The sequence below is a fragment of the Flavobacterium sp. N1736 genome, from assembly GCF_025947065.1.
GTDB lineage: Bacteria > Bacteroidota > Bacteroidia > Flavobacteriales > Flavobacteriaceae > Flavobacterium.
The window spans coordinates 481,788-497,168 of sequence record NZ_CP109994.1; the positions used below are offsets into that span (position 1 = coordinate 481,788).

Genomic DNA, 15,381 nt, shown 5'->3' on the forward strand with positions numbered 1-15,381 from the left:
AATTTATATAAAAAGAAAGGGATTTACTACAATTTTCGCAGTAAATCCCTCTAAAGTTAATGATTTTATTTTATTACTAGCTCAACAAAGAAATAATTTGCGATGCTAATTCAGTACCAATTCTGTCTTGTGCTTCTCCTGTTGCAGCTCCAATGTGCGGAGTCAGTGAAATTTTCGGGTGCATTAAGATTGTCATTTCCGGTTTTGGTTCGCTTTCAAAAACGTCTAAACCTGCAAAAGCAACTTTTCCAGAGTCTAAAGCTTTTATTAGCGCCACTTCATCAATAACACCGCCACGAGCGCAGTTTACGATTCCAACACCATCTTTTAACAGTTCAAATTCTTTTTCACCAATGATATAACCATCCTGAGCAGGAACGTGTAAAGTAATGAAATCAGCTTCTTTAAACAATGATTCTAATGATTGAGAAACGATTGTTGTTGTGATTGACTGACCATCAAAAAATTCCACTTTAATATCTACTTTTGGAATAAAACTATCTGCAGCGATAACTTTCATACCTAAACCAAGCGCCATTTTTGCAGTAGCTTGTCCGATACGGCCGATACCAACAATACCAAGAGTTTTTCCTCTTAATTCAACACCATTTGCGTATGCTTTTTTCAAACCATCAAAGTTTGAATCTCCTTCAAGAGGCATATTTCTATTAGAATCATGCAAGAAACGAACACCAGAAAATAAGTGTGCAAACACCAATTCAGCAACAGATTCTGATGATGAAGCAGGCGTATTTATTACATGAATTCCTTTGCTTTTAGCATAATCAACATCGATATTATCCATACCAACGCCGCCACGACCAATAATTTTTAATCCCGGGCAGGCATCAATAATATCTTTACGAACTTTAGTAGCACTACGCACTAAAACTACGTCTACATTATTTTCATTTACAAAATTAGCAACTTGTTCCTGAGCTACTTTTGTCGTTATAACTTCAAATCCACCTTTTTCTAAGGCTAGAATTCCACTTTTAGAAATTCCGTCATTGGCTAATACTTTCATTTTGTGTTTATGTGTTTATCTGTTTTATCGTTTAATCGAAATTAAAGGATAAGCATAATATTATAATTTTTCTCTTTTTTGATTTTTAAAAGCAACTCAATTAAACAATAATCAAATTAACGATTAACCGAATAAACGATTAAACTTTGTTTTCAAGTGCTTTCATTACATCCACTAAAACCTGAACACTTTCGATAGGCATAGCGTTGTAAATAGAAGCTCTGTAACCGCCAACAGAACGGTGTCCTGGCAATCCTGAAATTCCTGCAGCTTTCCATAAAGCGTCAAAAGTTTCAGTATGATCAGCATTGTTTAGTAAGAAAGTCACATTCATTTTAGAACGATCTTCTACTGCGGCAGCACCTTTAAATAATGGGTTTCTGTCAATTTCAGTATAAAGTAAATCAGCTTTTGCGTCATTTAATTTTTCAACAGCAGCAACTCCGCCTTTTTCTTTAATCCATTGTAGTGTTAATAACGAAACGTAAACAGCAAAAACAGGCGGTGTATTGTACATACTTTCTCCCTTAATGTGTTTTGCGTAATCTAACATACTTGGAATTGTTCTTCCGTTTTTCTCTAAAATAGATTCTTTAACAACCACTAAAGTAGTTCCTGCTGGACCCATGTTTTTTTGAGCTCCGGCGTAGATTAAATCAAATTTTGAGAAATCTAAATTGCGTGAAAATATATCAGAACTCATATCGCAAACAACAGGTACATTTGTTGCCGGAAATTCTTTCATTTGAGTTCCAAAAATGGTATTATTACTTGTGCAGTGAAAATAATCTGCATCACTTGGTATTGTGTATCCTTTTGGAATATGGTTGTAATTTTCTTCTTTTGAAGAAGCTACAACAATAGTTTCTCCAAAATATTTAGCTTCTTTTATAGCAGCTGTTGCCCATGTTCCAGAATCTAAATAAGCGGCTTTCCCGTTTTCTTTCATTAAGTTATATGGAGCCATTAAGAATGCTGTACTTGCGCCACCTTGCAAAAATAATGCCTGATATCCTTTTCCCTGAAGTCCTAAAAGTTCTAAAGCAAGGGAACGAGCTTCTTCCATAACTGCAACGAAATCTTTGCTTCGGTGCGAAATTTCCAGAATAGAAAGTCCTGAATCATTAAAATTTAATATTGCTTTTGATGCTTTCTCAAAAACTTCTTGAGGTAAGATACTTGGTCCTGCGCTGTAGTTGTGTTTTTTCATGGTTTTTGTTAATAGTCGGAAATTTTAAAGATGCAAATTTCGGCAATAGGAGCTGAAAAAGCGATAAATTATTCGAAATAATTAAACATTTTTTTACTTTGTTGTTAACAAAAACGTTATAGTATCTACGTTATCTGCATAATCCCACAATTGCGGATTTTGCGTTTGTCCGAAGGGAATACTATTTTCGATTAAATTGTTGCTAACGATGCATTGAATTTGTTCAGAATCTGTTGTAAGACGACTTTGAAGATCTTCGATATTTTCATAAAATTCATAGAAAACACTCGAAATAGGCGAGGCATAGCTCGGATCTTCTTTTAAAGTTAAGAAACCGTTATCCAATAATTTAAAATTACTCATTAAAAAAACCGCTTTATTGTAATCGTAATTATTAGCGTATTTTTCATAATGAATTACGTCCTGATATTTAAAAATAGCCTGAAAAAAAGCGTCAAAATAATAGCCTTTTGGTACAAAAAGCTTCGAAACATTGCGGCATCCTAAACCAAAATACCTGAAAATATCTTCGCCTAAAGCTTCTAATTGTTCGTGGGTTTCTTTTCCGTTTAAAACGGCGGCCGAATTTCTGTTTTTTCGAATGATTGAAGGTTTATCTTTAAAATAATATTCAAAATATCTTGCTGTATTATTACTTCCGGTGGCAATTACGGTATCGAAATTTTCCAGTTTGCCTTCCACGAAAGTGATCTTGTTTTTTAAGCTTTCATCAACAGCAATTAAATATTTGGCTAAAAATGGTAATAAATGCTGATCGTTTGAAGAGGTTTTTATTAAGGCGCTGTTTCCTGTAATTAAAACAGATAAAAAATCATGAAATCCTACTAACGGAATATTTCCGGCTAAAATTAAAGCGACCTTTTTTTCTTTTTTATTCTCTTGCGAAAACTGTGACGAATAATCCGATAACCATTTATCAATGTTTTCTTCAGTTAAGGCGTCTGCCCATGATTTTATTGCAAAGTACACTTGCTCAGGCGTATACCAGCCATTATGAGATTGAGATAAATGTATTAGTTTTTCGAAATCATCAAAAAATAAATCGTTATGTAAAACATCCGATTTTTTAATTGTATCCTTTTCAGAAAATTGTTTTAGAAATTTTCCTAATTCAACAAAAATACTTTTTTTTGTTTCTAATGTCATAATGTTTGTTTATGAAGAGTTTTGATTGTAATTTTGCACAAAAATAAGGATAAATAAGTCGAAAGACAAAAGTCATCAGGTCAAAAGCCGAAAATGCCTTTTTTATATTTTTTTTGACTTTATAACTTTAAGACTTTTAACTTTAAGACTAAAAAAATGGCAATAATTATAACTGACGAATGCATAAACTGTGGGGCTTGTGAACCAGAGTGCCCAAATACAGCAATTTATGAAGGTGCGGATGACTGGAGATATAAAGACGGGACTACTCTTAAAGGAAAAGTAATTTTACCTGACGGAACTGAGGTTGATGCAGATGATGCTCAAACACCAATTTCTGATGAAGTATATTATATTGTTCCGGGAAAATGTACTGAATGTAAAGGTTTCCATGATGAACCGCAATGTGCCGCTGTATGTCCTGTTGATTGCTGTGTGCCAGATGATAATCACGTTGAAGACGAAGAAACCTTGCTGAACAGACAAGCGTTTTTACACGGAGAATAATATTCTATTAAAATTTATATAAAAGTCTCAGGTTTAATGCCTGAGACTTTTTTTATCACGTAAATTCTTTATTTTATTTCACTATTTTATTGGTGTTAAATGATTTATTTGTAGTTTTAGTGCGAAAATTTAACAATATGTTTGAAATAACTTAAATAATCGCTCATGAAAAGACTGTTACTTTTATTTGTTTTATTTTTTACCACCGTTGTTTTTGCACAAGATACCGAGTATTCGATTATTGTGAAAGATATTGAAACACAGCTGCCTATTGAAAATGCAACTGTTGTTATATTAAAAACCAGACAAAATTTAATAAGCAATCAGGATGGTAAAGTAACCTTTGTATTAAGCGGAGGTTCTAATGTTCAGGTCTCTGAAACTAATTATGAAAATTTGACCCTTCGTTGGGCCAGTTTAAAGGAAAATGAATTTATTGTTTATTTAAAAAGCAAAGACAATAAATTAGACGAAATTGTTTTATCTAAAGAAAATCCCCAGAAAATCCTTCAAAAAATTGTTTCGAATTCTGCCGAAAAATTAGCTGCATCATGCAGGTTAAAAGTCTATGTAAGAGAATTTTTTATGCTTGATAATAAATATTCTTATTATAATGACGGACTTGTGAATTTTCAGTTTAATGTAAATCAGAAAAAAGTAAACACTACATTATTAGTAGAGCAAAATCGATCGTACGGTTTAATTGAAGAAGATGTAAGTGCCGATTTGCGAGGTTATAATTTGAATGATATTATGGAGAATTATGTGAGCCTGAAATATTTTGATCCTCTTTTAGATTCGAAAGCAAAAAAAGAATACGATTTTATTACAAAAAGACATCCTGCCAATAATGATTATTATGTAATGAAGATTTCACCTTTGGATAAAGCTAAAAAAGCTGTTGACACTTTTGAAATTATTTATGATCCTGAAAAGAAATTAATCATAGAATTTAGTATTTTAATTACTCCCGGAACTATTGCTGAACTGGTAGAAAATAAACAGGAGGGAGCTAAAAATATCACTAAATCTATGGTAAAAGTAAATTACAAAGTAGATAATGAAGATTACTATTTATTGAGTTCGAATGAAGAAGTTGGATATGATGTTGTTTTAAAAGATAAAGGAGTAAAAAATATTCAGGTTAGAAATAATTTTATTACAACCAATTTTAGTAAAGAAAAATTCACTTATAGTGAAAGTGATGTTTTTAAGGAAAAATCATTGTTTAACAAGAAGAATAAAATTCTAACCAATTACTGGAATATCTCTGGTTTTACGGCAACAGACGAAGAAAAAACATTAATTGAAGGATTAGAATTTAAGATGTAATTTTAAAAAGAATTGTAATAAAAAATCCTGAGCTTAAAACTCAGGATTTTTTTATGTTCTCTTTTTTGCCACAATCACATAAGTATCGTAAGCATATGTTTTTCTGTCAATTGTTTTTATTATTTCGAAGTTATTCAAATATAAAAAAAGCTGAATTTCATTGAGTGTAAAAACGCGAACGGTCGAAAAATCATTTTCTATAATTTCTTTTTCGCCATTTTCAAAAGTATAATATTGTGCCGTCCATTCGAGCATGAAATTTTCGAGAGAATTGTTTGTATCCCAATGACTTTCCCTAATATAATTTACGTTTTCATATTTGGCTTCGTGTGTAATAACAGGATTTTCTTTGCTGAAAGGAATAAACCGATTCGCGTCAATAAAATCAAAAATGATAACGCCATTATCGTTTAGGTTTTTATAAATTGAATCAAAAGTTCTGTTCATGTCATCATTTGTAATAAGATAACTTGTAGATCTTCCGGTAATCAAGACAGCATCAAATAAAGTATTGAGCTTAAAATCTCGCATATCGCCTTGCGTAAAAGAGCAATTTTCATTTCTTTGTCTGGCTATTGCAATCATATCGTCGCTATAATCCAGACCTTGATAATTTTGATTGTTTTGTTTGAATCTTTTTGCCAGATTTCCGGTGCCGCTTCCAATTTCGAGAATAGTTGAAGCTTTGTTTTCCTGAATCAGATTGTTATAAAAAGCATATTCTTCATCATAATCAACAAAAGTCTGGTACATCGCATCGTAAATTGCGGCCATTTTTCCATCATATAAATTTGCCATAACTTCAGAATTTTTAATATAAAAGTATAAAAAAGGGTCGTCATAAAGACAACCCTTTTCGTATTATTTAAACAAAGTTGAACTTAGAATTTATAATTTAAAGATAAGTTAAACATCGTTCCTAACTGACTGAAATGTGAACCATCGTAAGAAGTAGTTGCATAACGGCCATTAAATGTCAATAAATTATATTGTTCTTTTTTCTGTACAGGATCTGCAAGCAAAGTTGCTCCGTCAGCATTTTTTGCTACGAATTCCCATTCAGGTAATACATTAAATATATTGTTTACATTTAAAGCAATAGTCAGTTTTTCGGTCGCATTAAAATTAACGCCTAAATCAGTTACAACTTTAGGAATAAAACGAGTATCTAAATCAGGATTATATTGAGTAGGTGGTAAAGAAGAATCAAACGTTGCTATACCATCCTGATGAAAAGATGCCTCTCCGAAATAAGTATTATTTAAAGAAAAACCAAATTTCCCAATTTCATAATTAGCACCTAATATCCATTTTGTTTTAGGTCTTGATGTAAAAGTCAATGCATCAAGAATTGGTCCAAATGAATTGTTGATTACTGGAGAAATTCTTTCATTTTGAAAAGTAATATTTCCGGATAAATTAAAGCCTAATTTACCTTCTCCGATTCCTATGTTATTATAACTTGTAACCACATCAAGACCCGAAGTTCTTGAATCAAATGAATTTGAAAACCAGGCTACTTCACCAAATTCAGTATCTTGTCTGTCTCCTAAAACAATTCTGTCCTCTACTTTAATATTGTAATAATCAACAGTTAAATTGAAATTTTTGAAAGGTTTTGCACCAATACCAACTGTTATATTGGTAGATTTTTCAGGATCTAAAGGCGGAATCCCTAATTGACGTGCCTGTGGAGAAACATTGTTGATGATTCCGCTTAACTGAATCCCTTGTCCGGCTACGAAAGAATATTGTGATTTTTGAGTATAAATTTGATGTAAAGTTGGTGCTCTGAAACCTGTTGAAACAGATCCTCTAAGTGTAATTTTATCGTCAAGGAATTTATATCTTGTACTTGCTTTCCAAACGGTTGCGCCTCCAAAATCGCTATATTCTTCATGGCGTATAGTTCCGTTTATTAAAAAGTCTTTTGTAATATCAAAAGCAACATCTAAATAAACACCAACATTATAACGGTTCCATTTTCCAGAATTTTCAGGTCTGTTTCCTGCAAAAGAGTCAGCTCCGGTTCCGTCCCAAGAAGCTTTATCTCCTTCAAGAACAGAGAAATATTCAGATCTGAACTCTGTACCAAAACCAATACTTATTTGATCGGAAAGAATTTTTGATACGTCAATATTTCCAACAACGTGATTAAAAGAAGCTCCTCCCGGTTTAAATGAAATCGGGCTGTTTTCTCTGTAAACATTAGTTACAACCGGATCACCTGTAACCGGATCAATTGTAGTTGTAGTAATGTCTGATCTGTTTACTGAATTGTTTACGGTATAGACTTGTTTGTTTCCTCCAACGGTTAAACTGGCATCAGTATTCCATCCGTTTTTAACAGTTTTAAAACCAAGTGTACCATTATAATCACTTAAATCTCCTTCAAAAGTTGGTCCATATCCATCATAAGACGGATTGGCAGGATCACCGTTTCCAAAGAAATCATTTAAATACGGATCACCGCTTAAAGGTCTCCAATAAGGTGTTCTGAAGTTGGCAAATGATTTTACTTTTTTGTACACATAAGCAGCATTATAATACAAATTAGTAGTTTCACTAATATAGTTTCCACCATTAATCAAGAATTTTGCCGCTGCCGTTTCTGGTGAACCATTAATGTTTCTTGCATCAGGATGTCTGGCAAGGAAAGCCTGAACATCAGCAATATTAGCACCAAAATCCCCAGCATCTCCTTCAGCATCAACATTTCCGGGTCTGTTAGCTAAATTTACTTTAGAAAAATCAATAGTATAATTCAAAAAGCCCTTTTCGCCAACCGTTGTTCCGCTGTTTATGCTTGCGCCCAACATTTCGCCATCACCCTCAGAAGTGATTCCGCTTCTTATTGTCAAAGATCCATCGCTGCTGTTTTTCTTTAAAATAATGTTCATAACGCCTGCAATGGCATCAGAACCGTATTGAGCAGAAGCTCCATCACGAAGAATTTCCACTCTTTCGATCGCGTCTGTTGGAATTGCAGAAATATCCGCACCCGTTTCTCCACGTCCCGGAGAAGTTTGTACATAAAGTAATGCACTTAAATTTTTACGTTTACCATTAATAAGGATTAAAGTTCTGCTTGGTCCCATATTTCTAATTTCGTAGGGATCCAGTAATGATGTAGCATCATTTACAGGAGTTTGTACTGTATTAAAAGATGGAATTTTGTATTGCAGCGCTTTATCAAAAGTAGCCTGCCCTGTAGATGTTAAATCCTTGGATGATAATACATCGATAGGCAAAGCACTCGTTGTATTACTTCTGGCGGCTGTTCTCGAACCGGTAACAACTACTTCATCAAGATTTTGTCCTCCTTCTTCAGATAAAGAAACGTCAATTGTAGGAGCATTTGCCAGCCTGGTTACGCTGTTGTAGCCCACATAAGTAAAAATTAATGAAGCGCCTTCTTTAACTGTAATTTTATACGACCCGTCAATATCGGTAGAAACACCGTTATTAGTACCCTTTTCAACAATGTTTACGCCAGGCAAAGGAGTGCCTGTATTGTCTTTTACTACACCTGTTACTTGCTGTTGTGCAAAAATGACGACGGTGTTAAATAGAAAAAATAAAATTGCAATTTTTTTCATGTTTACTCTAATTTTGGTTAAAATTTGTATGTTGGTTTGTTAAATATTGTGATAAAAATAGCGTTATTTAACAAAATATTACAAAAAAGTTTTATTTTTTTTAAGAAAAGTAGTAAAAAAACATATATCGTCATTTTTTGTACAGTTAAGCGGTATTAAATCTTATATTTGCAAAATTTTAGGGCGAAAATCTATCATTTTGTCAAAAAAATAAAAAGAAGAAAAAACGGTCAAATCAGAAGCTAAATATTTGAACTATAACCAGTAATGATAGCGTCTGAAAGCAAGAAATAAAGTAAAAAAACAAATATTATCTACATATGAAAGCAGGAATTGTAGGATTACCAAATGTTGGAAAATCAACATTATTTAATTGTTTATCTAATGCAAAAGCGCAAAGTGCGAATTTTCCGTTTTGTACAATCGAACCTAATATTGGTGTTGTAAACGTTCCGGATCCAAGAATCAATAAATTAGAAGAATTGGTAAAACCAGAACGCGTGCAAATGGCAACTGTAGATATTGTTGATATTGCAGGTTTGGTAAAAGGAGCAAGTAAAGGTGAAGGACTTGGAAATCAGTTTTTGGGAAACATCAGAGAGTGTAATGCTATTATTCACGTTTTGCGTTGTTTTGATAATGATAATATTGTACACGTTGACGGAAATGTAAACCCAATTCGTGATAAAGAAACAATTGATATTGAACTTCAATTAAAAGATTTAGAAACTGTTGAAAAACGTTTGGAAAAAGTAAATCGTGCCGCTAAAACCGGAAATAAAGAAGCGCAGACTGAAAAAGGACTTTTAGACAGAATTAGAGAGTCTTTATTACAGGCAAAATCGGCTCGTACGATTATACCTCAAGGTAATGACGAAGAAGTTTTAATGGAATCTTTTCAGTTGATTACTGCAAAACCTGTATTATATGTTTGTAATGTTGATGAAAATTCAGCCGTAAACGGAAACAAATATGTAGATCAGGTTCGTGAATTAGTAAAAGACGAAGATGCTGAAGTTATTATCCTTTCAGTAGGAGCAGAGGCTGATATTACAGAATTAGAAAGCTACGAAGAGCGTCAGGTTTTCCTTGAAGATATGGGATTAACAGAGCCGGGAGCATCAGTTTTAATTCGTGCAGCTTACAAATTATTGAAACAACAAACGTACTTTACCGCTGGTGTAAAAGAAGTTCGTGCCTGGACAATCAACATTGGAGCTACTGCGCCGCAAGCAGCCGGAGTTATCCATACTGATTTTGAAAAAGGATTTATTCGTGCCGAAGTTATTTCATATGAAGATTACGTTCAATACGGTTCAGAAGCAAAAGCAAAAGAAGCAGGAAAATTTAAAGTGGAAGGAAAAGAATATATTGTAAAAGATGGTGATGTAATGCATTTCCGTTTTAACGTTTAATTCTTAGAAAATAGAATAAAGAATAAAGAATAAAGAAGATAGAGAAAACTGCTGGAGAAATTCAGCAGTTTTTTTATGCTAAAAAAAATGTAATTATTCTTTACGTATAGTTTGTTATTTCGAGCGAAGGGAGAAATCTCACTAGAGGCTCCGTTCCTGAAGTCGCCAATCTTTGTCGAGTTCCGCGTGTGATTTCTCCCTTCGGTCGAAATGACAAAAAAAATGAGAATAAGTATCCACAAAAAAATAAACATAAAAAAAATCCGTGTAAATACACGCTTTCGCTTTAGCGAATCCGTATAATCTGCGTACCATCATTTTTTTGGCTCAAAAATTGGTTACAAAAAAAAGACCATTTCATTAACCTAAAACAACCAACCAAAATGCTAAAAAGAACCTTTAAATTTCTAGGCTGGACAATTCTGGGAATCGTTACTTTCCTTATTTTATATATAATTGTAGTTTATCTAATTTCTAAAATCACTGTAAACAGTGATGTTGCAAAAGTCGAAGAACAAGACGCAATACCTATTTATATCCTTTCAAACGGTGTTCATACAGATATTGTCGTTCCTGTTGTTAATGAAGTTAAAGACTGGCGACAAGAAATTCAGTTTAGTCAGACACAATCAAAAGATTCTCTGATGAATTTTATCGCATTCGGCTGGGGCGATAAAGGTTTTTACCTCGATACACCAGAATGGTCGGATTTGAAAGCAAGTACGGCTTTAAAAGCGGCATTTGGTGTAAGTTCGTCGGCCATGCATACTACATTTTTCAAACAATTAAAAGAAGGCGATGATTGCAAGCGTATTTTAATTTCGAAAGAAAACTATCAAAAATTAGTCACGTATATTTCAGAAAGTTTCAGTAATCCAATTCATCCACAATGGATTGAAGGTCATAGCTACGGAAAAAAGGATGCTTTTTATGAAGCAAAAGGAAGTTATAGTCTTTTTTATACCTGTAATACCTGGGCAAATTGTGCGTTAAAAGTCGCCAACCAAAAAGCCAGTTTATGGACGGTTTATGATAAAGGGATTTTTTGTCATTATAAATAGGAAATGAATTCCTGTGTGATGATGTGTAGTCCCTACGGGACAAAATATAGTGGGTGATATTATTTCTACCAATATGTAATCTCTACGAGATATATCCTAATGTTATGCTCCGTTAGGAGCTAAATGTTGGTAGAAATGTTGGTAGAAAAAAAATGAAAAATCATGTAAAATGTCCTGTAGTGACCACATAAAATAAGAATTACATGGTAAAAATGTAAAATTTGCCAAAAAAGCAACAATTAAAATCTTCAATTATTGTCTAAATTTGAGAGAATATCCAAAAAAAATCAGCAAATGAAAATTAAGAATATATTCTCCAAGACCTGGTTTCTATTAAAGAATACCTTTTTAGAATTTAACGATGATAATGCCATTAAACTTAGTGCAGCATTGGCGTATTATACCATATTTGCGTTACCGCCTTTATTAATTATTATCATTACAATTTGTGGTTTCTTTTTTGGCGAAGATGCTGTAACGGGACAATTATATGGACAAATTAATGGTTTGGTAGGAAATGGCGCCGCAATTCAAATTCAGGAAGCTATAAAAAATGTACAATTATCAGGAGATAATGTTTTTGCTACTATATTTGGAATCGCGATGTTGTTAATTGGAGCATCTGGAGTGTTTGCAGAAATACAAAGTTCTATTAATTTTATATGGGGTTTACGAGCCAAACCGGATAAAGGAATTAAGAAATTCATTCAAAATCGGTTAATGTCATTCTCAATGATTGCTTCGGTAGGTTTTTTAATGCTGGTCAGTCTTTTTATAAGTACCACATTAGATTTAGTGAGTGCACGTTTAAAAGTATATTTTCCCGAAAGTACCGTTTATTTGTTTTATGTCGTTAATATAGTTATTGTTTTGGCGAGTATTACATTGCTTTTTGCTATTATTTTCAGGACTTTACCGGATGGAAAAATAAGATGGAAAGATGCTTTTATAGGATCAACAGTAACTGCCATATTATTTATGATTGGTAAATTTGCAATCGGTTTTTATTTAGGAAGTTCTACAGTTGCGTCAGTTTATGGTGCAGCAGGTTCCGTAATAATAATTTTGGTTTGGGTCTATTATTCGGCAATAATTCTGTATTTTGGAGCAGAATTTACCAAAGTATATGCAAAATCATACGGCGGTAAAATTTATCCAAATGAATACTCGGTCGAAATACAAAAAGAGATTTATGAAATCGACAAACCTAATAAACCGGTAGCAGAGAAATTACTAAAAGAACAAAAAACATGAAAATTATAGCCTTTGGAGGAAGTAACAGTAAAAAATCGATCAATAAGCATCTGGCAACTTACGCAGCAGGTTTAATTGAAAATGGAGAAGTTGAAGTTTTAGATTTAAATGATTTCGCAATGCCTTTGTTTAGTGTTGATATTGAGAAAGAAATTGGTCAGCATGAAAAAGCAAAAGCGTTTCTCGCTAAACTGGCAAGTGCAGATATTTTAGTGGTTTCCTTGGCAGAAAATAATAATAACTATTCAACAGCATTTAAAAATATATTCGATTGGTGTTCCCGAATTACTAAGGAAGTTTTTCAGCAAAAACCAATGTTATTAATGGCAACTTCGCCAGGTACAAGAGGCGGCGCTTCGGTTTTAGAAATTGCACGCAATGCTTTACCAAGATATGGCGCTGACATTAAGGCTACTTTTTCGTTACCTGCTTTTAATGCTAATTTTGATTTAGAGAAAAATCAAATTTCGAATGCCGAATTAGACAAAGAACTAAAAGATATTATAAAAGAATGTTTCTAATTTTATGACTACAAAAAAGATTGTTTTTATACTCCTTATACATATTGTTTTCCTGTATTCTTCATTTGCACAAAAATATAATGCAGTTGATAATATCGTTTTAAAATACCCAAAAAGCTTTAGTTCAACAGAAAAATTGGCAGAAAGAATCGAAAAGGATTTTAATTCTGATTATGACAAAGCGCGCGCTATTTACAGCTGGATTGCTTTTAATGTAAAATATGATTATGCCGCATTTTTGAATCCACCGCAAACGCAGGGTTTTAGTTATCGTACCGAAGCCGAAAAGCAAAGAAAAATTCAGGCGCTGAATGATAAAATGATTGATAAAGCATTTAATTCAAAGAAAGCAGTTTGCGAGGGTTTTACACTTTTATACCAAAATATTGCTTCATTAGTTGGCATTAAATGTGAAATTATCCGTGGAGATTCTAAAACCAGATTAGTTGATATTGGGCGAAAAAACACCACTTCAAATCATGCCTGGAATATGGTTTTGATTGATAAAAAGTGGCGATTAATTGACGTTACCTGGGGTCAGGGTTATTATGACAGCAGTAAAGGACGAATGGCAAATGACTTTACGTCTGTTTATTTTGATACCGATCCCGATTACTTTTTTGCCAAACATTTTCCTGATTCTGAGAGTTATTTAGGAGACAGATTAAGTAAGGAAGATTTCTTAAACGGTCCGTTGATTTACAATAAAACAATCGAGGGTGATTATAAAATTAAATCTCCGGAGTCGGGAATAATTGAAGCCCGAAATGGAGAAAAAATCACTTTTGAAATCAAAAATATTTCAAAATCAGATCAGTTTTATTATTTAAATAAAAGAAATCAGCCCGTTAAAGTTACGAATGGAAAAGAAAGAAAAGGCGGTTTAGAATTTCAGCTGACTTTTGATAATACAATCGGTGAGTACATTACTTTTTTTGTAGATACAAATAGCATCGCATCATTTAAAGTAGTTTCAAAATAAGAATTATTTTACAAAGTTGATTTATATCATTTTCTTCTTTTATCGAATTGCCGTATATTAGCAGTTACGAATTTGAAAAAAAATATAGCAACTTGTGTTATGGAAACAACTTTTTTGAAATCAATTTTAGATAATGATTTCTATAAATTTACGATGCAGCATGCCGTAATCAGGCTTTTTCCGAAGGCAAAAGTGCGCTATGGATTTATAAATCGTGGTAAACATGTTTTTCCGCCCGGTTTTGCAGATTTACTTCGAAAATCAGTCGATGCAATGGCAGATTTACGGCTAACAAAAGAAGAAAAGCACTATCTTTCACATCATTGTCCTTATCTAGATCCTACTTATTTCGATTTTCTGCAAGGATACATTTATGACCCATCCGAAGTTAAAATTACTCAGGAAGGATCTGAAATAAAAGTTACGGTAGAAGGTTTCTGGTACCGCACTATTTTATGGGAAGTACCTTTAATGGCTTTAATCTCGGAACTTTTTTATAAAGCAAATCATTTAATCCGACTTAATGATGAGGCTATAAAAACGCTTACTAAAAATAAAATTGACAGTTATAATAAATTAGGTGTTTCGGTTTTGGAATTTGGTACAAGACGACGCCATTCTTACGATGTTCATGTTTTGGTTAACGAAACGTTACGCACTTTTGGTTCAGAAAGTTTTATTGGCACAAGCAATGTTCACTTTGCAATGTTAAATAACAAACGTCCTTTAGGAACCCATGCACACGAATGGTTTATGTTTCATGCGGCACAATATGGTTTTAAAATGGCCAATTCGATAAGTCTCGAACATTGGACGCAGGTTTATGGAGGTGACCTCGGGATTGCTTTAACGGATACTTATACAACAGAAATATTTTTTAATCAGTTTGATAAAAAATATTCTAAACTTTTCGACGGAGTGCGACATGACAGCGGCGATCCCGTTGAATTTGCTAAAAAAGTAATTGCACATTACACAAAAATGGGAATTGACCCAAGATCGAAAGCTATTGTTTTTTCGGATTCACTTAATTTTGATAAAGTAAAAACGATTGCTGATTTCTGTAGAGACAAAATCAAAATGTCATTTGGTATTGGAACCAATTTCACCAATGATGTTGGTTTGCCTTCGATGAATATGGTTATAAAATTAACCGATACAAAACCGGATAATACGCACTGGCAAGGTGTTGTGAAACTTTCTGATGAAAAAAATAAAAATACGGGAACACCCGAAATGATTGCTTTGGCAAAAGAAGTACTGGGAATCAAATAGTATTTTTTTGTTTTAGAACTGATTTTTTCTA

General features: G+C 33.0%; 13 protein-coding genes. 8 read left to right on the forward strand and 5 right to left on the reverse strand.

From position 1 onward, the window contains the following. Positions 1-76: 76 nt before the first annotated feature. The 3 genes from OLM54_RS02075 to OLM54_RS02085 all read right to left on the reverse strand — a co-directional run bounded on the left by OLM54_RS02075 (position 77) and on the right by OLM54_RS02085 (position 3,404). A complete protein-coding gene (locus tag OLM54_RS02075; RefSeq protein ID WP_264536956.1) occupies positions 77-1,027 on the reverse strand; it encodes a D-2-hydroxyacid dehydrogenase in 951 nt (316 codons plus the stop codon). Positions 1,028-1,166: 139 nt separating this feature from the next. Next, positions 1,167-2,237: a 3-phosphoserine/phosphohydroxythreonine transaminase gene (gene serC, locus OLM54_RS02080; RefSeq protein WP_264536957.1), complete on the reverse strand. Its 1,071-nt coding sequence runs from the start codon at positions 2,235-2,237 to the stop codon at positions 1,167-1,169. Between the two features lie 93 nt (positions 2,238-2,330). After that, positions 2,331-3,404, reverse strand: coding sequence for an acyl-CoA reductase (locus tag OLM54_RS02085; RefSeq protein ID WP_264536958.1), 1,074 nt, complete (start codon positions 3,402-3,404; stop codon positions 2,331-2,333). 156 nt (positions 3,405-3,560) lie between these two features. Between OLM54_RS02085 and OLM54_RS02090 the strand changes: the two genes are divergently transcribed. Both OLM54_RS02090 and OLM54_RS02095 read left to right on the forward strand, forming a co-directional pair. Further along, positions 3,561-3,911 carry a 4Fe-4S dicluster domain-containing protein gene (locus tag OLM54_RS02090; protein WP_264536959.1) on the forward strand — a complete coding sequence of 117 codons (351 nt, stop codon included), beginning with the start codon at positions 3,561-3,563 and terminating at the stop codon, positions 3,909-3,911. Positions 3,912-4,076: 165 nt separating this feature from the next. Next, positions 4,077-5,243, forward strand: a complete 1,167-nt coding sequence (locus OLM54_RS02095; protein ID WP_264536960.1) for a hypothetical protein — start codon at positions 4,077-4,079, stop codon at positions 5,241-5,243. 51 nt (positions 5,244-5,294) lie between these two features. Here the strand turns inward: OLM54_RS02095 and OLM54_RS02100 are convergent, their stop codons facing one another. Together OLM54_RS02100 and OLM54_RS02105 are read right to left on the reverse strand one after the other, a co-directional pair. Beyond that, positions 5,295-6,041, reverse strand: coding sequence for a class I SAM-dependent DNA methyltransferase (locus OLM54_RS02100; RefSeq protein WP_264536961.1), 747 nt, complete (start codon positions 6,039-6,041; stop codon positions 5,295-5,297). 83 nt (positions 6,042-6,124) lie between these two features. After that, complete coding sequence (locus tag OLM54_RS02105; RefSeq protein WP_264536962.1) at positions 6,125-8,842, reverse strand: TonB-dependent receptor; 2,718 nt, start codon at positions 8,840-8,842, stop codon at positions 6,125-6,127. Between the two features lie 320 nt (positions 8,843-9,162). Between OLM54_RS02105 and ychF the strand changes: the two genes are divergently transcribed. The 6 genes from ychF to pncB all read left to right on the forward strand — a co-directional run bounded on the left by ychF (position 9,163) and on the right by pncB (position 15,350). Beyond that, positions 9,163-10,257, forward strand: coding sequence for a redox-regulated ATPase YchF (gene ychF / locus OLM54_RS02110; RefSeq protein WP_264536963.1), 1,095 nt, complete (start codon positions 9,163-9,165; stop codon positions 10,255-10,257). Positions 10,258-10,640: 383 nt separating this feature from the next. Further along, entirely contained in the window at positions 10,641-11,318 is a 678-nt protein-coding gene (locus OLM54_RS02115) for a TIGR02117 family protein (RefSeq protein WP_264536964.1), read from the forward strand. A 294-nt stretch (positions 11,319-11,612) separates the two neighbouring features. Next, positions 11,613-12,572 carry a YihY/virulence factor BrkB family protein gene (locus tag OLM54_RS02120; RefSeq protein WP_264536965.1) on the forward strand — a complete coding sequence of 320 codons (960 nt, stop codon included), beginning with the start codon at positions 11,613-11,615 and terminating at the stop codon, positions 12,570-12,572. Continuing rightward, positions 12,569-13,093, forward strand: a complete 525-nt coding sequence (locus tag OLM54_RS02125; protein WP_264536966.1) for an NADPH-dependent FMN reductase — start codon at positions 12,569-12,571, stop codon at positions 13,091-13,093. The genes OLM54_RS02120 and OLM54_RS02125 overlap by 4 nt, the downstream gene beginning before the upstream one ends. Before the next feature lie 4 nt (positions 13,094-13,097). Continuing rightward, positions 13,098-14,075 (forward strand): transglutaminase domain-containing protein, encoded by a 978-nt coding sequence (locus OLM54_RS02130; protein ID WP_264536967.1) that lies wholly within the window; start codon positions 13,098-13,100, stop codon positions 14,073-14,075. A 99-nt stretch (positions 14,076-14,174) separates the two neighbouring features. Continuing rightward, positions 14,175-15,350 carry a nicotinate phosphoribosyltransferase gene (pncB, locus tag OLM54_RS02135; protein WP_264536968.1) on the forward strand — a complete coding sequence of 392 codons (1,176 nt, stop codon included), beginning with the start codon at positions 14,175-14,177 and terminating at the stop codon, positions 15,348-15,350. Positions 15,351-15,381 lie beyond the last annotated feature (31 nt).

Coding starts and splice junctions, on each gene's coding strand:
- OLM54_RS02075 (WP_264536956.1), bottom strand. CDS start 1,027: ATGAAAGTATTAGCCAATGACGGAATTTCTAAAAGTGGAATTCTAGCC.
- serC (WP_264536957.1), bottom strand. CDS start 2,237: ATGAAAAAACACAACTACAGCGCAGGACCAAGTATCTTACCTCAAGAA.
- OLM54_RS02085 (WP_264536958.1), bottom strand. CDS start 3,404: ATGACATTAGAAACAAAAAAAAGTATTTTTGTTGAATTAGGAAAATTT.
- OLM54_RS02090 (WP_264536959.1), top strand. CDS start 3,561: ATGGCAATAATTATAACTGACGAATGCATAAACTGTGGGGCTTGTGAA.
- OLM54_RS02095 (WP_264536960.1), top strand. CDS start 4,077: ATGAAAAGACTGTTACTTTTATTTGTTTTATTTTTTACCACCGTTGTT.
- OLM54_RS02100 (WP_264536961.1), bottom strand. CDS start 6,041: ATGGCAAATTTATATGATGGAAAAATGGCCGCAATTTACGATGCGATG.
- OLM54_RS02105 (WP_264536962.1), bottom strand. CDS start 8,842: ATGAAAAAAATTGCAATTTTATTTTTTCTATTTAACACCGTCGTCATT.
- ychF (WP_264536963.1), top strand. CDS start 9,163: ATGAAAGCAGGAATTGTAGGATTACCAAATGTTGGAAAATCAACATTA.
- OLM54_RS02115 (WP_264536964.1), top strand. CDS start 10,641: ATGCTAAAAAGAACCTTTAAATTTCTAGGCTGGACAATTCTGGGAATC.
- OLM54_RS02120 (WP_264536965.1), top strand. CDS start 11,613: ATGAAAATTAAGAATATATTCTCCAAGACCTGGTTTCTATTAAAGAAT.
- OLM54_RS02125 (WP_264536966.1), top strand. CDS start 12,569: ATGAAAATTATAGCCTTTGGAGGAAGTAACAGTAAAAAATCGATCAAT.
- OLM54_RS02130 (WP_264536967.1), top strand. CDS start 13,098: ATGACTACAAAAAAGATTGTTTTTATACTCCTTATACATATTGTTTTC.
- pncB (WP_264536968.1), top strand. CDS start 14,175: ATGGAAACAACTTTTTTGAAATCAATTTTAGATAATGATTTCTATAAA.